Raw genomic sequence first — 19,871 nt, forward strand, 5'->3', positions numbered from 1 at the left:
CATCTCGGCGCTGCGACGCACGGCGACAGACGCTCCATCCGATTGCCCGGCGGCTAAACGCAGGGCTCCCGTGACGATAGGCCAGAATGCGGCGGCTTTGTCGATTCAGTCAGCCATGAAGATCTTGCCAGGATTGAGGATATTGCGCGGATCGAGCGCCTGCTTGATCTGCCGCATCACCCCCAGCGCTTCTCCGAGCTCGTCGGCGAGATAGCCGCGCTTGCCTTGGCCGACGCCGTGCTCGCCGGTGCAGGTCCCGTCGAACTTCAACGCGCGCTGCGACAGCCGGGCGATGAAGGCTTCCGCGCGGTCGATCTCTTCCGGGTTCTCGCGGTCGAGCAGCAGCGTCACGTGAAAGTTGCCGTCGCCGACATGGCCGACGATCGGCGCGATCATGCCGATTTCGGCGATGTCGTCCTGGGTCTCGCCGATGCAGTCCGACAGCGACGAGACGGGCACGCAGACGTCGGTGGCGATCGCCTCGGCGCCCGGCCGCAGCGTCATGCCGGCCCAGTAGAAGTCGTGCCGCGCCTTCCAGAGCTTGGCGCGCTCCTCGGTGCGCGTCGAACTGGCGAAGGCCCCGCCGCCGTTCTCGGCGGTGATCGCCTCGAAGAACTCCGCCTGCTCCGCTACCGATGCGGCCGAGCCGTGCAGTTCGACGAAGAGGCAAGGCGAGTGCGGCAAGTCGATCTGCGAATAGTTGATCGAGGCCTGAACCGCGAGCGCGTCCAGAAGCTCGATCCGGGCCACCGGAATGCCTGCCTGGATCGTCTGGATCACCGCGTCGCAGGCCTGCCGCACGCTCGGAAACGGGCAGACGCCGGACAGGATGGTGTCGGGAATTCCGTAGAGCTTAAGGTTCAGCTGGGTGATGATGCCGAGCGTGCCCTCCGAGCCGACCATCAGCCGCGTCAGGTCGTAGCCGGCCGAGGTCTTCTTGGCGCGGCGCGCGGTGCGCACGATGCGCCCGTCCGCCATCACCGCCGTCAGCCCGATCACGTTGTCGCGCATCGTGCCGTAGCGCACCGCGCTCGTCCCGCTCGCCCGCGTCGCGGCCATGCCGCCGAGCGTGGCGTTCGCGCCCGGATCGATCGGAAAGAACAGGCCGGTGTCGCGCAGCTGGGCGTTCAGCGCCTCGCGGGTGATGCCCGGCTGAACCGTGACGTCGAAATCCTCGGGGTTGAGCTGCAGGATGCGGTCCATCCGCGACAGGTCGACCGAGATGCCGCCTTGCGGCGCGTTGACGTGCCCCTCCAGCGACGAGCCGATGCCGAAAGGCACGATGGGGCAGGAATGCTGATGGCAGACCAGCACGAGATCGCGCACGTCCTCCTCGCTCTCGGCGAAGAACACGGCGTCCGGCATCTGGTTGGGGATGTAGGTCGTCGTATGGGCATGGGCGCGGCGGACGTCCGCACCGGTCGAAAGGCGTTCGCCGAACTTGTCCTTCAGGGCCGCCACGGCCGCGGCCGTTCCCGTCCGAGGCTGCGCGCTTTCGCGCCTGATGTCGGCCAGTGTCATGCCCGTTCTCCTGCTTTCGTGCGACGGGCATGCCATAAAGCGGCAGGGTCGCGCCAGAGCCTTGGTCTGCGGGTTTCTGCCGCTACCGCCACGCCGCGAGGCGACCGGGCTCATCGCCGCTGAGCGGGTCCATCGCCGGCAGCGCAAGCTGGCCGATCGAGCGCGCCGCAACCACCAGCGCCATCGCGCCGGCGCGGGTGATGGCGCCGTTCTGGTCGGGCGGATAGGCGCCGACGACCTGGAAATCGGGCGAGGCGGACAGCCGCTTGTGCCCGACCCCGGCCGGGATGATCACCGCATCGCCGGGCGTCATCTCCACTTCCTCGCCGGTATCGCCGCCAAAACCGATGCGGGCATGCCCGGCGATGCAGACGAGAACCTCGTGCCCGGCCGCGTGATAATGCCAGTAGTCGTAGACCGTATACGTCCATGTCCCCTGCCAGCCGTGGCTGCGCAGGAGATCGTGGACGGCATTCTCCGACAGATCGGGGCCGACAGCCCCCGCCGCGACGATCAGCGGCAGTGTGCTGTTCGGCATCTCGCCGAGTGGATCGGGATGCAGATAGTGCAGCATGGCCCCTCCTCAGGTAAGCTTCGCCTTCAGGAATGCCGTCGTGCGCTCGAAGGCGAGATCGGACGCCGCCTTGTCGTAGCGGGCGGCGGACGTGTCGTTGTTGAAGGCATGGTTGACGCCCTCGTAGACGAAGATCTGGTGCTCCACGCCGGCCTTCTCGAGAGCATCGCGGTAGGCGGGAATGCCGGCATTGATCCGGTCGTCGAGGCCGCCATAGTGCAGCATGACGGCAGCCTTGATCTTCGCCACATCCTCGGCTTTCGGCTGGCGGCCGTAATAGGCGACGCCGGCGGCGAGTGCCGGATCGGCGACGGCGAGGTCGTTGACGAGACCGCCGCCCCAGCAGAAGCCGACGGCGCCGACCTTGCCGTTGACGCCGTCGGCCTTCGTCAGCCAGTCCGCCGAGTCCTTGGCGAGCGCCGTGGTCACAGAGGGATCGAGCGTGCCGATGAGATCGCGCGCCTTGTCCTCGTCCGGCGGGGTCCCGCCGTTCGCCGACAGGAAGTCCGGCGCCAGCGCCACGAAGCCGGCCTTGGCGAGCCGCCGCGCCACATCCTGGATATGCGCGTTGAGGCCGCGGTTCTCGTGGATCACCATGACGCCGGGGAGCGGACCAGCCGCATCCTTCGGCCGCGCCAGATAGGCCTTCATCTCGGTCTCGCCGGCGCTGAAGAGGACCCAGGACGTCTCGATGCCGGGATCGCCCTCCGGCACGATCGCCGCCTCGGCGTTGGAGGCCCCCAGCATCGGCGCGATCGCGGCGGCGGCAGCGGCCGAACCGGCAAGGCCGGTCAGCTTCTGCATGAAGCCCCGTCGGTCGAGCGTCAGATGGGTGTACTCGTCATAGGCATTGATCATCGCCTGGGTAATGGCGGGCGTCTTTGTCATCTCGTCTCTCCCTCGTCTGGCCCTCAGCTTAAAGGCTGACCCCGCCGGATCAACCACGGCGCGACCAAATATCTGGATGGGATGGCGCAGATAGCGCGACCGAATGTCCGAAGGGTTGTCGCAGATCGCCGCCCGTTCGCCGGCGGTCGGCGGGAACCGAGGTGTGACCGCGTTCCCCTAGTGTTCCGGCGGACAGCCGATTAGATAGGGGACATGAGCGATTCCAGCATTCCCCGCCGGCCCGACGGCGCGTCCCGGCCCGACGGCGAGAGCCGGCCCCCGGCCCCCCGCGCCGGCGGCATCGCGGCGCGCGCGCTGGCGGCCCGCGGCGGTCCGAAGGCGCCGGACTATCTCGAGGGCCTCAACGCCGAACAGCGCGCCGCGGTAGAGGCGACCGAAGGACCGGTGCTGGTGCTGGCCGGTGCGGGCACCGGCAAGACCCGCGTGCTGACCACCCGCATCGCCCACATCCTCGCCACCGGCAAGGCCTTCCCCAGCCAGATCCTCGCGGTGACCTTCACCAACAAGGCGGCGCGCGAGATGAAGACGCGCATCGGCCTCCTCGTCGGCGGCGGCGCGGTCGAGGGCATGCCCTGGCTCGGCACCTTCCACTCCATCGGCGTCAAGATCCTGCGCCGGCATGCCGAGCTGGTCGGGCTGAAGTCGAACTTCACCATCCTCGACACCGACGACCAGATCCGGCTGATGAAGCAGCTGATCCAGGCCGAGAAGCTCGACGACAAGCGCTGGCCGGCCAGAGCCTTCGCCGGCCTCGTCGACGGCTGGAAGAACAAGGGCCTGACGCCGAAGGACATTCCGGAGGGCGACGCGCGTGCCTTCGCCAACGGGCGCGGACGCGAGCTGTACCAAGCCTATCAGGACCGCCTCGTCGCGCTCAACGCGACCGATTTCGGCGATCTCCTGATGCACCCGATCGCCATCTTCCGCGCGCATCCCGACGTCCTCGCCGACTACCACCGGCGGTTCAAGTACATCCTGGTCGACGAGTACCAGGATACCAACATCTCCCAGTATCTCTGGCTGCGGCTGCTGGCGCAGCGCCCGAAGCGGCGCGCGGATGCGCAGCCTTCCGCCAAACGCTCTCCCGATCCAGCAGAGCGACTTGTCGAGAAGAGCGCGTCGGCCGCAGGCGGCACCGCCCTGGAAGGACCCGCCGCGTCAGAGGCTTATCCCGACGCTTACGAGGAACTGGAAAACGCACCGGAGGGCTATCCGGAAGGCTACGCCGACATCCTCGCCCATACCCCTATCGACGACGGCGAAAACATCCCTCCCCCGTGGGGCGAAGCCCCCGTAGGCCGACCGGCCGTCGCGCCTAGCGGCGCGCCCCCGCGGAGCGAGCCGCGCAGCGGCGACAGCGCGAGCGAGAATCAAGTCAACATCTGCTGCGTCGGCGACGACGACCAGTCGATCTATGGCTGGCGCGGCGCCGAGGTCGACAACATCCTGCGCTTCGACAAGGATTTTCCCGGCGCGACCGTCATTCGCCTGGAGCGCAACTACCGCTCGACCGCCCACATTCTCGGCGCGGCGTCGAAACTCATCGCGCACAACGAGGACCGGTTGGGCAAGACGCTGTTCACCGAAAAGTCCGACCCGGCCGACGACAAGGTCGAGGTGCACGCCGGCTGGGACTCCGAGGAGGAAGCGCGCGGCGTCGGCGAGGAGATCGAGCAGCTTCAGCGCCAGGGCCACAAGCTCAACGACATGGCGATCCTGGTGCGCGCCTCGTTCCAGATGCGCGAGTTCGAAGACCGCTTCGTCACCCTCGGCCTCAACTACCGCGTCATCGGCGGCCCGCGCTTCTACGAGCGGCAGGAAATCCGCGACGCGCTGGCCTATTTCCGCATCGTCGTGCAGCCGGCCGACGACCTCGCCTTCGAGCGCATCATCAACACCCCGAAGCGCGGCCTCGGCGACGCCGCCATTCGCTTCCTGCACGACCATGCCCGGGCGCGCGGCATCCCGATGATGGCCGCCGCCGAGGAGGTCGCCGCCACCGAGGAGTTCAAGCCGAAGCCGCGGAAATCACTGCAGGAGGTGGTCGCCAACTTCCAGCGCTGGTCCGGCCTTCTCGCCACGATGAAGCACACCGACCTCGGCGAGATGATCCTCGAGGAGAGCGGCTACACCGAGATGTGGCAGAACGACCGCTCCGCCGAGGCGCCGGGACGGCTCGAAAACCTCAAGGAGCTGATCCGCTCCATGGACCTCTACGAGAGCCTGCCCGGCTTCCTCGAGCATGTCTCGCTGGTGATGGACGCCGAGCAGAACGCCGAGCTCGACGCCGTCTCGATCATGACGCTGCATTCGGCCAAGGGCCTCGAGTTCGAGACGGTGTTCCTGCCCGGCTGGGAAGAAGGCCTCTTCCCGCACCAGCGGGCGCTCGACGACGGCGGCCGCTCCGGCCTCGAGGAGGAGCGGCGGCTCGCCTATGTCGGCATCACCCGCGGCAAGAAGCGGGTGAAGATCTGGTTCGTCTCCAACCGGCGCATCCACGGCCTCTGGCAGTCGACCATCCCCTCGCGCTTCCTCGACGAGCTGCCGGAGGCGCATGTCGAGGTGATGGAGCCGTCGACCTCCTATGGCGGCTACGGCGCCGGCGGCATGGGCGGCTACGGCGCCTCGCGCTGGGACGCCGACGCCTTCTCCACCACCTCCTACCAGACACCCGGCTGGAAGCGGGCGCAAGCCGCGCGCGCCCAGCAAGGCGGCGGCGCCGCCGGCGGCCGCGACACCGCCTGGGGCAACCGTTCCGGCCCGAAGGACACCGCGATCAGCTACGGCGAGCGCGGCGCGACCGGCGCCAATCCGCGCAGTAACGTTTCCGTCAAGGCCGACCGCTATGCCTCCGAGAGCGCCAAGAAGGCCGGCTTCGAGGACCACGAGTTCTCGCAGGTCCCACCCGACGACGACGACGAGTTCGGTGCGGCCGAGGGCAGCGGCACGCCCGCCGGTTCGCGCCGCCCCGCCGGCTCCTCCCCCGGCACGCGCGGCACCAGTGCCCGCACCGCCGCCGGCAGCGGCGGCCAGCCCGGCTTCAACGACGCCACCGGCTTTGCCGGCCGGATGCAGCCGCCGGCCCGCGGCAGCGTCTCGCCGGGCTCCAACCAGCCACCACCCCGCGAGGGTTTTTATGCCGCCGCGCGCGCCGGCGGCCCGCGCGAGATCCAGGGCGAACTGGTCGCCAAATCCGTCATCCAGGAGGCCAGCCGCTTCACCATCGGCGACCGCGTCTTCCACCTGAAGTTCGGCAACGGCACCGTCGCGGTCGTCGAGGGCAACAAGCTGACGGTCGACTTCGACCGCGCGGGCCAGAAGCGCGTGCTGGACGGGTACGTGCAGGGGGCGTGAGGGTCGGCAGGATGCGATGCCGGCGCTCCTCCGTCCTTCGAGGAGAAGCTCGCCGACAGCGGATAAGCGGCGATGCAGGCTCGCCGCGCAGCGACACAAGGCCGCCGATCCGCCGTGGCTCGCGCGACGACTCATCATGTCCTGACCTAACTAGTCGTAAAACTACCTCGGCACGAAGCTGCCGTCGTCAAGCTTGTTCAGGATACTGGCTGCCTCCCCACTATAGGGGGGGCACCCGCCAATCACGAAGTTGCTGCAGTACCGCTCTGGCCTCCGTTGGTACGACGGCCAACGTCGCCAAGGCGGCATACAGCCTCACCCGAAGATTGATATCGTCGTAGAGTCTAACAAGCAGGTGCCGTTGATCTCCTTCGCGCGATTGAAGTTCCTCTTTGAGACTCATCCGATCAAAAAACAGTCTGTTGTATCTTGCAGTATCACCTTCGATCTCTGCGTCATCCTGAGCTAGGCATATGTCGCGAAATATTCCTACCAACACCGGGGCGCTTGCGCTCTTCAATCTTTCTATCGTCATGGCCTAAGAACCCCTTCCTCGATCATTCGTTCGATACCAACAGAAAACCTTTCGTCCCATGATTTTCCGCGGAGATAATCCCTTGGGGAAAGCTCTCCATATTCTTCATTAATACGCGCGAACCAGCCCGTTATCGCGTGATGCTTGTACTTCGGAAGTACGGACCAGATTTTGTGGACCGTTAACAATGGAGTTGGGGAAACCGTCTTTCAATGCGGAAGCCTCCTCGACAATATGATGGATCTCGTAGCCCGGCTGTTTTGAAGAGGCGAGCCGCCGCAGTTCGTCGAGAGATTCTGGCGCATCGAAATAGCTCTCGATCTCCGGATAGTACGCGTTCAGCCATTCCACGAGTTCGACCACATCGACGACCAGCCCGAGCGGCCCAAGCAGCCGACGCGCCGCAGCCTTCGCCATCCAGCGCGCGAGCGCCTTGGCGACGCGAATGCGCTGGTGTTTCGTCGGCGGCCGGTCCTTCGGAATCTGGGGTGGGTCCTCCAGCGGCGGGCCGCCATTGTGACCCGTGCCAGATGACGGCGGCCGCAGCCGCGGCACTTTCGGCGGTGTCTTCGGGTCGCCCGACGGCGGCTGTCGGGTAATGTAGACCTCGACCGCGGCAGTCCGGGTTCCTTCCCGGCGCCTTCCCTCGTCCCGCCATTCGCCGCTGATGTCGCCGCTGCCCTTCGGCCAGCGGGGCTGTGACTCGCGAAAACCAGCCTTGAGCGTCAGGCGCTGCAGTCTCGCGAGCGCCAGAAGGACGCGCCAGCCGCGAACCTTCATCTGCCGAGCCAGCAATTCGCGAATATGCTCCGAACTTTCCCTCTCTACTCTCATCAATTCCTCCTCACCCAGAGAAGGATATTATTCCGAAAGAGATGTCAGGAGGAAAACTATCCTGAATTAGTTGATATATAGGAATAAAGAGAGAAAGCTAAGCTTTCGGCGCATCGAAGGCAACGACACAGCTGCCACGGCAGACGGCGCGAACGAGAAGCGCATTCTGGAGGAGTTCGTTAAGGCAGCGCACGTTCGGGAGCGCAGGGCGCGGCCTGTGCAAAAGTCACGCCCCTCGGGTCGTCATACGATCCGCGTTTCTCAGCATAGGAAAATGTCGTTGCCGTTCTAACTCGGAACATACCGCCCGTCGTCCAGCGAGCGCAGCATACCGCTGGCGTCTGCAGCGCAGGGCGGAATCCTCCAATCGCGAATTTGCTCGAGCATTCGTCGCGCTGCGACCGGCTCAACCGCGAGCAAGGCTATGGCAGCATTGAGCCGGGCTCGACCGCTCCGATGGTGGAACAGCGCCATCAGCGCCCGCCGGCCGTCGCCCGGTCGTCGACGTAGTTCGTTTTCTACGGCCTCATGCATTTGATAGAGCCCATTGAACCACGAAATCTCGTCGTCCAGCTCGGCTTCGTCTTGTGCCGTGCCGCTGTCGGCGAAGCGCTGGACGAGTTCGTCCGCGCTAAGAGCCTCAAGCTCAGAATTGCTCAATGGGACGATGGTCATGGCATGAAGCTACCGACGCTCTCCAGGGCACCAGGCTGACGGCCATCGTGCCGATGGCGTATCCGATCGTTCATGTCAGCACACTCGATCTGCGACAGGCGGGAACGCCTTTCGGTGGCCATAAACTCACGTCGGCACATAACTCCCATCGTCTAGCGCCCGCACCAACATCCCCGCACTCAAGGACTGGATGCCGAATCCCACACGCCTGATCCCATCTAACACCCTCCGAGACTTCTCCGGCGCGATCGCCAGCGTCGCGCCTGCGGCGTTCAGGCGAACCTGATCATTCGGGTGGTCGTGCAACGTCAGAAAAGCTCGCCGGCCGTCCCCGGGCCGCGATCTAAGTTCCTGCTCGATTGCGACGATCTTGTCGCACAAGCGATTGAACCGTTTTGTATCGTCATTCAGCAAGCGTCGTCCTGCGCGATGCCGACGACAGTGTAGAGTTTTGCGAGCTCAGCCGAGGAGAGGCCTGCACAATCAAGCGAAGCCATGGTTTCATCGCTCCCTTGTCGATGAGGATTTCGAAACCAAGCGTGATGCGCTCCTGCCAACTTTGTCCCGCAGGTAGTCCCGAGACTCCCTGGCTCGAATATGTCGTCGATTGCCATGAACCAGTCTTTGACCGCACGTTGCGTCAAATAGAGCAGAACGGCCAGATCGTCCGACGACACGCCACCAAGAAAAGCCATCCTTTGCAGCGCTGCCTTTCTCGACGGAACGACCATCCCCGACCTGACGGTCGGGGATGGTGTAACACAGCACCGAGTCCAAAGGCCTCCGTCGACGTCGTTAGGTCGGCAGGAAACTGCCGTCGTCGAGCGCATTCAGAATGCTGGCGGCTTCGGCGCAATAGGGCGTCAACCGCCAGCCATGGATCTGCTGCAGGATTTGACGCGCTTCCGCGGGCGCAACAGACAAGGTCTCCAACGCTGCATAAAGCCTGACTCTGAGGTTGGGGTGCTCGAAGAGCGTCATGAGTTCGCGGCGCTGGTCGCCGGGACGCAGTCGCAACTCCTCGGCAAGGGCCATGCGAATGGCAAACAGTCGATTATACCGCGCAATGGCGCCATCGATCTCGGCCTCGTCCTGCGCAAGGCTGATCTCACGGAAGTATCTCACCAGTGTCGAGACGGGTTCGGCTTTCAGATTCTCGTATTTCACGGCTGGAGCACTCCCTCTTCGATCAACTGTTCAATTCCAAGCTGGAAACGCTCGTCCCATGACCTGCCACGAAGAAAGTCTCTGGGCGTCATTCCGCCGTATCGCCTATTGGCTCGGGCAAACCACCCGGTTATTTCCTCAGCCAGCGCAGGGTGGCGAACGCGAACAGCACCTGCAAGCCGCGACACGCCATCCGCAGCGCCAGCAGCGCGGCGAGTGTCCCGAAATATTCCCTTCCCGCCTACATCGAACCTTCCCGTTACGGTTACGGATTATCTTCCCGAAGACCGGCGAGGCGGAAGACTTTCAGGAAGGGCGTATCAAAAGCCTCCACCCCGGCCGAAAACGCTACAGAACAAGCATGGTGGCGCACCTAGACAGGAGTCAGCGTCGCCTGGCCTCGCGATCAAAGCCAGTGAACCTCCTAAATACTAGATACCTAAATAAGATTAATTTCCCTTACGTTCCTTTCCCCGCTATCTTCCCCTCACCGCCGTCCCCGCGAGGGACGCGAGTGATCGCCGGGATCGCTCGGGGGATGGCGGGCGGTGTCCGGGCGTTGCTCTCTCCGGGGAGCGGTGGCCGGCCTCCCCGGCGAGGCCGCCCTTGGCACGGGCGGCGGCGCCGGTATCCGGTGGCGGCGCGCCCGTGGCAACGGCGCGGCGGCGGCGGAGTGGGAGGATGGGCGGAGCGTCGGGCGGCCGGACAGGCCCCCACAGCTCGGCCGGGCGCCGCGCGGAACGCCGGAGGCGCTTCGCTTTCATCAAACCCCGCGCCTCTGGCGCCCGCCGTCTCTTCGGAGCGCCGGGACGGATGCCGGAACCCCCTGCCCGGAACCCCTGCAAAGACCCGGCTCGAACGCGAGGGCGGGAACCCTTCGCTTGACCGCCGCCGGGAAAGTCCGACCAGCCTCTATGCGCTGGCGGCCCGTCGCGGCTCGTTCCGACGCGCCGGGGCTCAGCCGCTGGCGGTGCCGGTGACAGCGCCGATCGCGACCGGCGTCGGCGCCGTGCCGCGGGTGATCCAGTCCCCGCCGGTCCATTCGCGCACGGCGATGTCGATCCGCTGCGGGCCGATGGCGACGAGGTTGTAGGCGTTCGGCTCGCCGCGCAGCCGGGTCGAGATCGAGGTCGAGGCCTGCGCGACGATCATCGCCGGTGCGCCCGCCTCGCCTACGACGACGGGGCCCTTCGGGTGATGGCGGACGTAGGACATGTGGAAATGGCCGGAGAGCACCAGCCGCACGCCGAGCCGGGCAAACGTCGAGAGCGCAAGATCCGCCCGCTTGACCAAGCGGATCGGCACCGGCACCTCCGGCTGCATCAGCGGATGGTGCGCGACGACGATGCGCACGGCGCCCGGTGCGCTCGCCGCGAAGCGGTGCTCGAGCGTCTCCAGCTGGCGCCGTCCGATCGAGCCGTTCGCCCAGTTCCAGCCAGGCCGCACCCGCCGGGCGGTGTTCAGTCCGGCGATGGCGAGAGGCCCGATCTCGCGGAACGGCTCGAGGTCGTCGGCGATGAACTGGCGGTACCGTCCATAGGCGTCGGCAAAGCGCTTGTAGACATTGCGCGCCGGCACGTCGTGATTGCCGGGCACCGCGAAGACCGGCGCAGTCAGGCGATCGAGGAAATCGCGGGCCGCCGCAAATTCGCGCCGGCTGCCGATCTGCGCGAAATCCCCGCTAATCACCACCAGATCGGGCGCCTGCTCTTCGACGTCGGCGAGCAGCGTCTCGGCGAGCCTCGTGTCGTGACGCCCGAAATGCAGGTCGGAGAGATGCGCGATGCGGAACGTGTCGGCCAAAAGGTCCTCTCGCGGCGTCGCCTACCGCTGCGCTGGACGGTGTCTTCCAGGAGAACCCGGCATCCGCGCTTCGATTACCGCGTCCTGGCGAATTCGTGAAGACGCCGGCACCCGTCGGGGACCGGCTTCGGGCCCGCTTGCATTCCTTGACCTTGCGTTAACGCTGTCGCGCAGGTGAGCAGCGCAAAGGTCCTGTCCGGGATTCCTTCAGGAACCGTTCATGTGGGGAATGGTTAGTCGCAGAACATCCAATGACAGTAACGGAGATCAGGCATGCGCATTTTCAGGTCGCTGGCGACCAAGGTTCTGGCGGTGGCACTGGCATTCTCGGTGGTGCCGGCGGCAATCCCGTCGAGCGTTCCGGTGGTTGGCATCAGCAAGGCCGAGGCCCGTGATCATGGTGGACGCCGCTATCACGGCGGCAGGCATTATGGTGGCGGGCGCCATTACCGCGGTGGCCGTTCCTATCGAGGGGGCCGCTACTACGGCCACAACCGCCGCTACTACAACCGCCGCCACCACCGCAACAACAGTGGCGCGCTGATCGGTGGCGCGATCCTCGGTCTCGGCGTCGGTGCAGCCATCGCCAATTCGAACCAGCCGCGGGCCTATCGCGGCGGCAGCTATGCCGTCCGCAGCCAGGCCTGGTACGATTCCTGCGCCGCCCGCTACCGCACCTTCGACCCGCGCAGCGGCACCTACCAGCCGAACAACGGCCCACGCCGCATGTGCCGCTAACCGGCGCTAGAACGTTCGATCATCAAAAAGGCCCCGCGAGATTTCGCGGGGCCTTTTTCATTGCGCTGTGGAAGCTGCGGCCATGCCTTCTCTCGAGCCAGGCGCTGAGGGGGCTTGGGAACGTTGACATCCGGGATAACGGACAACGGCAAGGCGAGACGCGGGATTTCTCCTGCAGGAAGCCCATCATCACCTTGCAGCGCAGATCGAAAGCCTCGCCGGAAACACCAGCCTCGTCGGGTTCCTGGTCCGTGACACCAGCGAGCGGGCGAAGAGGTTGCAGGTCTGCACGATCCGCAGAACCCTCCGCCCGAGCACAGCCTGTGCTCTCCTCCCGCACGCCCAGGCGCTCCTACCGACGCTGCAACCGTCCGGGCTAGCCGGCCTCCGGCCTCCCCGCCCGCTGCCCGGTCAGCGTTCCAGCGGCGCCGTCGCGGCCGCCAGCCATGCCCCGGTCCCGGCATCGACGACGGGCGTCAGCAGGGCCGCGACCTCCGCGTGGTAGCCGTCGATCCAGGCGCACTCGCTGGCGTCGAGCAGGCTGGAGACGATCAGCCGTCGGTCGATCGGGGCGAAGGTCAAGGTGGAGAACGAATGCATCGGCAGGTCCCCACCCTCCGGCACTTCCGCCGGTTCGATGTGGATGAGGTTCTCGATCCGGATGCCGAAAGCCCCCTCGCGGTAGTAGCCCGGCTCGTTCGACAGCATCATGCCGGCCTCCAGCACCGCCATGCCGCGCTTCGAAATCGACTGCGGCCCCTCGTGCACCGCGAGGTAGGAGCCGACGCCATGGCCGGTGCCGTGCGCGTAGTCGCAGCCCGCCTTCCACAGCGCGATGCGGGCCAGCGGGTCGAGATCGACGCCGCGGGTGCCCTTCGGAAAGCGCGCGGTGGAGATGGCGATCATCCCCTTCAGCACCAGCGTGAACTTCCGGCGCATCTCCTCCGTCGGCGTTCCGATCGGCACGGTGCGGGTGATGTCGGTGGTGCCGTCCTGGTACTGCGCCCCGGAGTCCAGCAGGAAGAGCTCGCCCGCGCCGAGCATCCGGTTGCTCTCCCGATTGACGCGGTAGTGGACGATCGCGCCATTCGGCCCGGAGCCCGAAATGGTGTCGAAGGAAATATCGCGCAGCGCCATGCCGTCGGCCTCGCCGGCCTTCTGGCGAAAAGCCTCCAGCGTCTCGGCGGCGACGATCTCGCTCACCGTCCCCGGCGCCTGGCCGTCGAGCCAGCACAGGAATTGCGTGATCGCGGCACCGTCGCGGCGATGGGCGGCGCGTGAGCCGGCGAGTTCCACGGCGTTCTTGATCGCCCGCGGCAGCCGCGCGGGATCGGCGCCCTTCAGGACCGTCGCTCCGCCCTCCTCCACCAGCGTGGCGACACGCGCCGCCGCCAGTTGCGGATCGAGCATCACGGTACCGCCGAGCCTGCGCAACGCCGGCTCGAAGGCTGCGGGCTCGGCCAGATCGGCGAGACCGTCTAGATAGGCCCGCGCGGCCGCATCGAGCTTGTCGGGATCGATGAAGAGGCTCGGCCGCCCCGCCGCCCGCAGCACCGCGAAGGCCAGCGGCAGCGGGGTGTGCGAGACGTCGGTGCCGCGAATATTGAAGACCCAGGCGATCGAGGACGGATCGGTCAGGACGACACTGTCGGCGCCCTCCCGCGTCAGCACGGCGGAGAGCGCCGCCAGCTTTTCGGCCGCGGGCACCCCGGCATAGCGCTCGGGATGCGGGGTGACGGCGCCCTTCGGCGGCGCCGGCCGGTCGTTCCACAACCGGTCGACCGGGTTGCCGGCGAGCGTCACCAGCGCGCCGCCCTTGGCCTCCAGCGCCTCGGAGAGCTGGCGCACTTCCGCCAGCGTATGCAGCCAGGGATCGACGCCGATCTTGAGGCCGCCTGCATGCTCCTTCAGGAACGCCGGCAGCGAGGTCTCGACCGAATTCCATGGTTCGAACACCGCAAGGTCGACCTGGTCGCGCACCTGCAGCGTATAGCGCCCGTCGACGAAGATCGCGGCCCGGTCGGCCAGCACCAGCGCGACGCCCGCCGAGCCGGTGAAGCCTGTCAGCCAGGCCAGCCGGGCCGCCGAGTCCGGGATGTACTCGCCCTGGTGCTCGTCGGCGCGGGGGATGACGAAGCCGTCGATCCCTTGGTCGGCCATGATCTGACGCAGCCGCGCGACCCGCCCGGCGCTCTGGCTGAAGTCGATGGCGTCGTCGAAGTTCTGGAACATGGAAATCCTCGCATCGCATCGGCCGGCTCCGGCCCGCCGGCCTTAGACCATATCCGCCGTTGCCATGGAAAGTACCGGGGCCGTCCGTCCGGGCAAGCTTTGCCACCCACCGAACCAGGCGTGGACACCCTCGCCCCGGCGCTTTTAAGTGCGGCGAAGCAATGCCGGCGCCGGCCTTCCGACCCGTCCCGGCAGTTCTTTGGGGAGAACCGCATGCCGACGATCAACACGCAGGACGGCACCGAAATCTTCTACAAGGACTGGGGCAGCGGACAGCCCCTCGTCTTCCACCACGGCTGGCCACTCTCCGCCGACGACTGGAACAGCCAGATGCTGTTCTTCCTGCAGCAAGGCTTCCGCGTCATCGCGCACGACCGTCGGGGTCACGGCCGATCGGGCCAGACCACCGGTGGCAACGAGATGGACACTTATGCCGACGATGTCGCCGCGCTCACAGCGGCGCTCGACCTGAAGAACGCCGTGCACATCGGCCATTCCACCGGTGGCGGCGAAGTTGCGCGCTATCTCGGCCGGCACGGCACCAGCCGCGTCGCCAAGGCCGTGCTCATCAGCGCCGTGCCGCCGATCATGCTGAAGACGGAAGCCTATCCCGGCGGCTTGCCGATGGCGGTCTTCGACGGCCTCCGAAAGGCACTGGCGGACGACATGGCGCAGTTCTACCGCGACCTCCCGGCAGGTCCCTTCTACGGCTACAACCGCGCCGGCGCGAAAATCTCCGAGGGCGTGAAGGAGAACTGGTGGCGGCAAGGCATGATGGGCTCGATCCACGCCCATTACGAATGCATCACGGCATTTTCCGAGACCGACTTCACCGAAGACCTGAAGTCGATCGACGTGCCGGTGCTCGTGATGCACGGCACCGACGATCAGATCGTCCCCTACGCCGCGTCGGCACCGCTCGCCGCAAAGCTGCTGCCGAAAGGCACGCTGAAAACCTATGACGGTTTGCCGCACGGCATGGCCACCTCCCACGCGGAGGTGATCAACGCCGACATCCTGGCCTTCCTCAGAAGCTAGAGGCGCGCGCCCTTCAGGAAGCCCGAAGGGCGCTCCGTCTTCCAAAACCTCGGCCGGTTCAGCCGAAACGTGCCAGCGAAAGCGCCGGCAAGGCAGGTTCGCGTCCGGTCATCAGGCCGGCAACGCGCTCACCGGTCAGCGGGCCGAGGGTCAGGCCGAGATGCTGATGGCCGAAGGCGTAGAAGAGGTTTGCGGCCTGAGGGGCCCGGCCGATGGCGGGCAGATAGTCGGGCAGCGTCGGACGCGCCCCGACCCAGCGGCTGAAGGGCCCTGCCACCGGAAGGCCGAGCTCGGCGACGTGCCGCTCCAGCGTCTCCCACCGGCGCGGATTGCCGGGCTTTTCAAAGCTGCCGAATTCGACGAAGCCGGCCGCCCGCAGCCCGCTCTCGAACGGCGTGACGATCATCGATCGCTCTTCGAACACCACCGGCGGCAGGCCCCTGGGCCAGCGGTGATCGGCGGCCTGGATGTGATAGCCGCGCTCGGCGATGATCGGCACCGACAGGCCGAGCGGCCGCAAGAGATCGCCGGACTCGACGCCAGCCGCGATCAGCAGCGCTTCCGGCGACAGGCTGGCGCCTGAAGCAAGGTGCAGCACCGCCTTGCCGTCCTCCAGCCCGATGCCCCGAACGAGGCCGGCGAGCACGGTGCCACCCGCTGCCGCGAACGCCGCGCGCAATGCCGACATGACGGCGCCGGGATCGGTGACCTGGCCGGTGTTCTCGAAGATGATCGCCGCCGCCGGCGGCCGTGCCATGACGCGGCCGAGCCCGGCCAGCTCGGCCGCATCCGCGACGTGAAAGCGCGCCGTCCCGGTATCGGTCCGCTGCCAGGCGGCGACACCGGCGGCAGCGGCGCGCGGATCATGCCAGACGACGGCATGGCCGTTCTCGACGAGGACACCCGCAGCGCCGAGGCTTCCCGCCAGACGCTGCCAGGCCGGCATCGCCTCGGCGAGCAGCCCCGCCAGCACCGCATGGCCCTCGGCGTGCCGGGCCGGCGTCGAGGCCCTTGCGAGGCGCAGCGCGAACGGCAGCCAGCGCCGGACGTCGCGCGGCGGCAGCGACAGTGCCCCGCCGCGCAAGGTCAGCCGGCGCGGCGCGGACGTCAGCGTCGCCATCGAGGCCAGCGGCACCACCTGCTCGATCGCGACATGGCCGGCATTGCCCCAGGAGGCCGGCGCCACGGCGCGCGCGGGATCGACGAGCAGCACCGGAACGCCCGCCCGCTGCAGCGCCAGCGCCGAACACAGGCCGACGATGCCGCCGCCTACCACCACCGTCCGCCTGTCGCCCACTTGACACCCTCCGCTTTGCAGTATCGTATATATTATACGATTTTGAGATCAAGAGGAGCCCGAGATGGCGAAGACCGGTTGGCATGGCGTATTTCCCGCAGTCACGACGCAGTTCCGCGAGGACATGTCGGTCGACGTCGAGGCGACGCAGGGCGTCCAGGATGCGCTGGTGCGCGACGGCGTCAACGGCCTGATCCTGATGGGCACCTGCGGCGAGAACAACTCGCTCGACGGCGAGGAGAAGCGCACGATCCTGAAGGCCGCCGTCGAGGTAGTTGCCGGCCGCGTGCCGGTGCTGACCGGCGTGTCCGAGTTCGACACCCGCCGGGCCGTCGCCTATGCCCGCGATGCCGAAAAGCTCGGCGCCGACGGCCTGATGGTGTTGCCGGCCATGGTCTATGTGCCCAAGCCCGCCGAGCTCGTCGCCCATTTCCGCGCCGTCGCCGAGGCGACCAGCCTGCCGATCATGCTCTACAACAATCCGCCGGCCTACCGCGTCAGCATCGGCGCCGACGTGCTGCGGGCGCTGGAGGACGTGCCGAACATCCTCGCGGTCAAGGAAAGCGCCCCGGACCCGCGCCGCTTCACCGACCTGATCAACGACTTCGGTGACCGCTTCGATCTCTTCGCCGGCCTCGACGACGTCGCGCTCGAGGGCCTGATGCTCGGCGCCAAGGGCTGGGTCTCCGGCCTCACCAGCGCCTTCCCGGCCGAGTCGGTGCAGCTCGTCGCCGCCTGCGACCGCGGCGACTGGGAGACTGCACGCACGATCTACCGCTGGTTCATGCCGCTCCTGCACCTCGATGCCGAGCACGACCTCGTGCAGTCGATAAAGCTCGCCGAACAGATCATGGGCCGCGGCTCCGAGCGCGTTCGCATGCCGCGCATGCCGCTCGTCGGCGAGCGTCGCGCGGAAGTCACCGCGATGGTCGAGAAGGCCGCGGCGACCCGGCCGACGCTGACGATGTCCAAGGCCGCCTGATGCGCCACACCTTCTTCTGCATCGACGGGCATACCGCCGGCAATCCGGTCCGGCTGGTGGTCGGCGGAGCGCCGCTGCTGCAGGGAAGCTCGATGTCGGAACGCCGCCAGGATTTCCTGGCGCGCTTCGACTGGATCCGCACCGGGCTCTGCTTCGAGCCGCGCGGCCACGACATGATGTCGGGCGGCTTCCTCTACCCGCCGACCCGCGAGGATACCGACATCGGCATCCTGTTCATCGAGACCAGCGGCTGCCTGCCGATGTGCGGGCACGGCACCATCGGCATGATCACTTTCGGTCTCGAGCATGGCCTGATCCAGCCGCGCACGCCGGGGCAGCTGCGCGTCGAGGTGCCGGCCGGGGTGATCGACATCGGCTTTGCCACCGAGGGCGCCAAGGTGACCTCGGTGAAAATCACCAACGTCCCCGCCTACGTCGCTGCGCGCGGCATCGAGATCGACGTGCCGGATTTCGGCCCGCTCACCGTCGACGTCTCCTATGGCGGCAACTACTACGCCATCGTCGAACCGCAGGGCGCCTATACCGGGCTCGACGCGCTCGGCGCGAGCCGCATCGTCGAACTCTCGACGCTGGTGCGCAACCTCGTCCGGGAGAAGTTCGAGCCGGTGCACCCGCTCGACCCGACCATCCGCGGCGTCAGCCACGTGCTCTGGGCGGACGTGCCGCGCGGCGACGGTGCCGACGGGCGCAATGCGGTGTTCTACGGCGACAAGGCGATCGACCGCTCGCCGTGCGGCACCGGCACCTCCGCCCGCCTCGCCCATCTTGCCGCCACCGGCCGCCTCGAGCCCGGGCAGACCTTCGTCCACGAGAGCTATATCGGCAGCCGTTTCATCGGCACCGTGGAAGCCGGGACCACGCTCGGTGGCGAGGCCGCGATCGTGCCGTCGATCGAGGGATCGGCCGTCGCCACCGGCTTCAACACGATCTGGATCGACCGCGAGGATCCCTTCTGGCAAGGCTTCCAGGTCGTCTGATGAGCCTGATCGTCAAGACGGCGCTGGCCGACCGCATCGTCGACATCCTCCGCGACCGGATCATCGCCGGCAGCATTCCAGCGCATGCGGCGATCCGCCAGGATGCGCTGGCGACCGAGCTCGGCGTCTCGAAGATCCCGCTGCGCGAGGCCTTCGCCAAGCTCGAACAGGACGGGCTCGTGCTGTCGGAAATGAACCGCGGCTACTTCGTGCGGCCGCTCTCGGCCATCGAGGCCGAGGACGTGTTCGATCTGCGCCTGAAGATCGAGCCGGATGCCGTCGGTGCCGCGTCGCAAAGGCTGACGCCGGACGACATCGCGCAGGCCCGCGCCGCGCTGGACGGGTTGAACCGAGCCGCGCGGGACCACAGCGCCAGTGCGGGCACGCTCAACCGCGCGTTCCACATGGCGCTGATCCGGCCGGGCGGGCGCCCGGTGACGGTACAGACGGTGGAGCGGCTGCAGGTGATCGCCGAACGCTACGTCGTCAAGCATCTCGAGCCCCGCGGCCGCGCCGAGCGGGCGATCGACGAGCACGAGACGCTGTTCGATGCGTGGGCGGCCGGCCGGAGAGGCGAAGCTGCAAGGCTCAGCACGGCGCACATCGCCAGCACCCGCGACGATCTCGACGCCGAGCTTCGGCGGGCCGCGGCAGACGCCTGAACGGCCCTGCGCCGTTTCATCCCCCGCGCCGCCGCCGAAACGGGTTGACGACCCCCGGCAAGAAGATTACCTGACTGATAGCCTAGCTAACTAGTCTGGACGCCAGCCATGTTGTCGCTCGAGGATTTCGGCCTCAAGCTCCACCTTCTATCGCGCCTCCTGCGCCGGGAGATCGATATCCTCCTGGAGCCGCACGGCCTCTCCGAGGCGAGCTTCCTGCCGGTGCGCTATCTCGCCCGCTTCGGCGAAGGCCTGCGGCAGGTGGAACTTGCCGATGCCATGGGGATCGAGGGCCCGACCCTCGTGCGGGTGCTCGACCACCTGGTGAAAGCCGGTCTCGTCGAGCGGATCGACGATGCGGTCGACCGCCGCGCCAAGCGCGTCCACCTCACCCCCGCAGGCGAAGCCTTTCACCGACGTTTCCAGGAGACTTTGCTGCAACGTCGGCAAATTCTGTTTGCCGGTGCGACCGCCGAGGATCTGGAGGCGGCGCTGCGCGTCTTCGACGGGCTGGAAACGACGCTGCGGCAAAGCCGCTCGTCCTGATCCGTT

General features: G+C 67.1%; 18 protein-coding genes. 7 read left to right on the forward strand and 11 right to left on the reverse strand.

Annotated elements, in window-relative coordinates; all coding sequences use genetic code 11:
* Positions 1-105: 105 nt before the first annotated feature.
* From ACZL02_RS10290 to ACZL02_RS10300, 3 genes are all read right to left on the reverse strand, one after another.
* Positions 106-1,521, reverse strand: a complete 1,416-nt coding sequence (locus ACZL02_RS10290; RefSeq protein ID WP_472937124.1) for an FAD-binding oxidoreductase — start codon at positions 1,519-1,521, stop codon at positions 106-108.
* Positions 1,522-1,603: 82 nt separating this feature from the next.
* Positions 1,604-2,095, reverse strand: a complete 492-nt coding sequence (locus ACZL02_RS10295) for a cupin domain-containing protein (protein WP_472937123.1) — start codon at positions 2,093-2,095, stop codon at positions 1,604-1,606.
* Positions 2,096-2,104: 9 nt separating this feature from the next.
* Positions 2,105-2,983 (reverse strand): dienelactone hydrolase family protein, encoded by an 879-nt coding sequence (locus ACZL02_RS10300; RefSeq protein ID WP_472937122.1) that lies wholly within the window; start codon positions 2,981-2,983, stop codon positions 2,105-2,107.
* A gap of 213 nt (positions 2,984-3,196) precedes the next feature.
* Here ACZL02_RS10300 and ACZL02_RS10305 point away from each other — a divergent pair, with 213 nt between their 5' ends.
* Positions 3,197-6,358 carry an ATP-dependent helicase gene (locus ACZL02_RS10305; RefSeq protein WP_472937121.1) on the forward strand — a complete coding sequence of 1,054 codons (3,162 nt, stop codon included), beginning with the start codon at positions 3,197-3,199 and terminating at the stop codon, positions 6,356-6,358.
* 220 nt (positions 6,359-6,578) lie between these two features.
* Here the strand turns inward: ACZL02_RS10305 and ACZL02_RS10310 are convergent, their stop codons facing one another.
* The 6 genes from ACZL02_RS10310 to ACZL02_RS10335 all read right to left on the reverse strand — a co-directional run bounded on the left by ACZL02_RS10310 (position 6,579) and on the right by ACZL02_RS10335 (position 11,372).
* A complete protein-coding gene (locus ACZL02_RS10310; RefSeq protein ID WP_472937120.1) occupies positions 6,579-6,893 on the reverse strand; it encodes a DUF2019 domain-containing protein in 315 nt (104 codons plus the stop codon).
* A gap of 108 nt (positions 6,894-7,001) precedes the next feature.
* On the reverse strand, positions 7,002-7,727 hold the full coding sequence (locus ACZL02_RS10315) for a hypothetical protein (protein WP_472937119.1): 726 nt from the start codon (positions 7,725-7,727) through the stop codon (positions 7,002-7,004).
* Between the two features lie 288 nt (positions 7,728-8,015).
* Positions 8,016-8,402: a DUF2019 domain-containing protein gene (locus ACZL02_RS10320; protein WP_472937118.1), complete on the reverse strand. Its 387-nt coding sequence runs from the start codon at positions 8,400-8,402 to the stop codon at positions 8,016-8,018.
* Between the two features lie 126 nt (positions 8,403-8,528).
* The gene (locus tag ACZL02_RS10325; RefSeq protein ID WP_472937117.1) at positions 8,529-8,816 is read right to left on the reverse strand and encodes a DUF2019 domain-containing protein; all 288 of its coding nucleotides are present in this window, start codon (positions 8,814-8,816) and stop codon (positions 8,529-8,531) included.
* A gap of 381 nt (positions 8,817-9,197) precedes the next feature.
* Positions 9,198-9,569 carry a DUF2019 domain-containing protein gene (locus ACZL02_RS10330; RefSeq protein WP_472937116.1) on the reverse strand — a complete coding sequence of 124 codons (372 nt, stop codon included), beginning with the start codon at positions 9,567-9,569 and terminating at the stop codon, positions 9,198-9,200.
* Between the two features lie 957 nt (positions 9,570-10,526).
* The gene (locus tag ACZL02_RS10335; protein WP_472937115.1) at positions 10,527-11,372 is read right to left on the reverse strand and encodes a metallophosphoesterase family protein; all 846 of its coding nucleotides are present in this window, start codon (positions 11,370-11,372) and stop codon (positions 10,527-10,529) included.
* 273 nt (positions 11,373-11,645) lie between these two features.
* Here ACZL02_RS10335 and ACZL02_RS10340 point away from each other — a divergent pair, with 273 nt between their 5' ends.
* Complete coding sequence (locus tag ACZL02_RS10340; protein WP_472937114.1) at positions 11,646-12,110, forward strand: BA14K family protein; 465 nt, start codon at positions 11,646-11,648, stop codon at positions 12,108-12,110.
* 411 nt (positions 12,111-12,521) lie between these two features.
* Here the strand turns inward: ACZL02_RS10340 and ACZL02_RS10345 are convergent, their stop codons facing one another.
* Complete coding sequence (locus tag ACZL02_RS10345) at positions 12,522-14,342, reverse strand: aminopeptidase P family protein (protein ID WP_472937113.1); 1,821 nt, start codon at positions 14,340-14,342, stop codon at positions 12,522-12,524.
* 213 nt (positions 14,343-14,555) lie between these two features.
* Between ACZL02_RS10345 and ACZL02_RS10350 the strand changes: the two genes are divergently transcribed.
* On the forward strand, positions 14,556-15,380 hold the full coding sequence (locus ACZL02_RS10350) for an alpha/beta fold hydrolase (protein ID WP_472937112.1): 825 nt from the start codon (positions 14,556-14,558) through the stop codon (positions 15,378-15,380).
* Between the two features lie 58 nt (positions 15,381-15,438).
* Here the strand turns inward: ACZL02_RS10350 and ACZL02_RS10355 are convergent, their stop codons facing one another.
* Positions 15,439-16,677 (reverse strand): NAD(P)/FAD-dependent oxidoreductase, encoded by a 1,239-nt coding sequence (locus tag ACZL02_RS10355; RefSeq protein WP_472937111.1) that lies wholly within the window; start codon positions 16,675-16,677, stop codon positions 15,439-15,441.
* A 64-nt stretch (positions 16,678-16,741) separates the two neighbouring features.
* On the opposite strand from ACZL02_RS10355, the gene ACZL02_RS10360 reads away from it, so the two are divergent.
* From ACZL02_RS10360 to ACZL02_RS10375, 4 genes are all read left to right on the forward strand, one after another.
* Positions 16,742-17,659 carry a dihydrodipicolinate synthase family protein gene (locus tag ACZL02_RS10360; protein WP_472937110.1) on the forward strand — a complete coding sequence of 306 codons (918 nt, stop codon included), beginning with the start codon at positions 16,742-16,744 and terminating at the stop codon, positions 17,657-17,659.
* Positions 17,656-18,657, forward strand: a complete 1,002-nt coding sequence (locus tag ACZL02_RS10365; protein WP_472938109.1) for a 4-hydroxyproline epimerase — start codon at positions 17,656-17,658, stop codon at positions 18,655-18,657. The genes ACZL02_RS10360 and ACZL02_RS10365 overlap by 4 nt, the downstream gene beginning before the upstream one ends.
* Positions 18,657-19,319: a GntR family transcriptional regulator gene (locus ACZL02_RS10370; RefSeq protein ID WP_472937109.1), complete on the forward strand. Its 663-nt coding sequence runs from the start codon at positions 18,657-18,659 to the stop codon at positions 19,317-19,319. The genes ACZL02_RS10365 and ACZL02_RS10370 overlap by 1 nt, the downstream gene beginning before the upstream one ends.
* Positions 19,320-19,427: 108 nt before the next feature.
* A complete protein-coding gene (locus ACZL02_RS10375; RefSeq protein ID WP_472937108.1) occupies positions 19,428-19,865 on the forward strand; it encodes a MarR family transcriptional regulator in 438 nt (145 codons plus the stop codon).
* Positions 19,866-19,871: the final 6 nt, after the last annotated feature.

The sequence above is a fragment of the Mesocryomonas fontinalis genome (assembly GCF_055730125.2).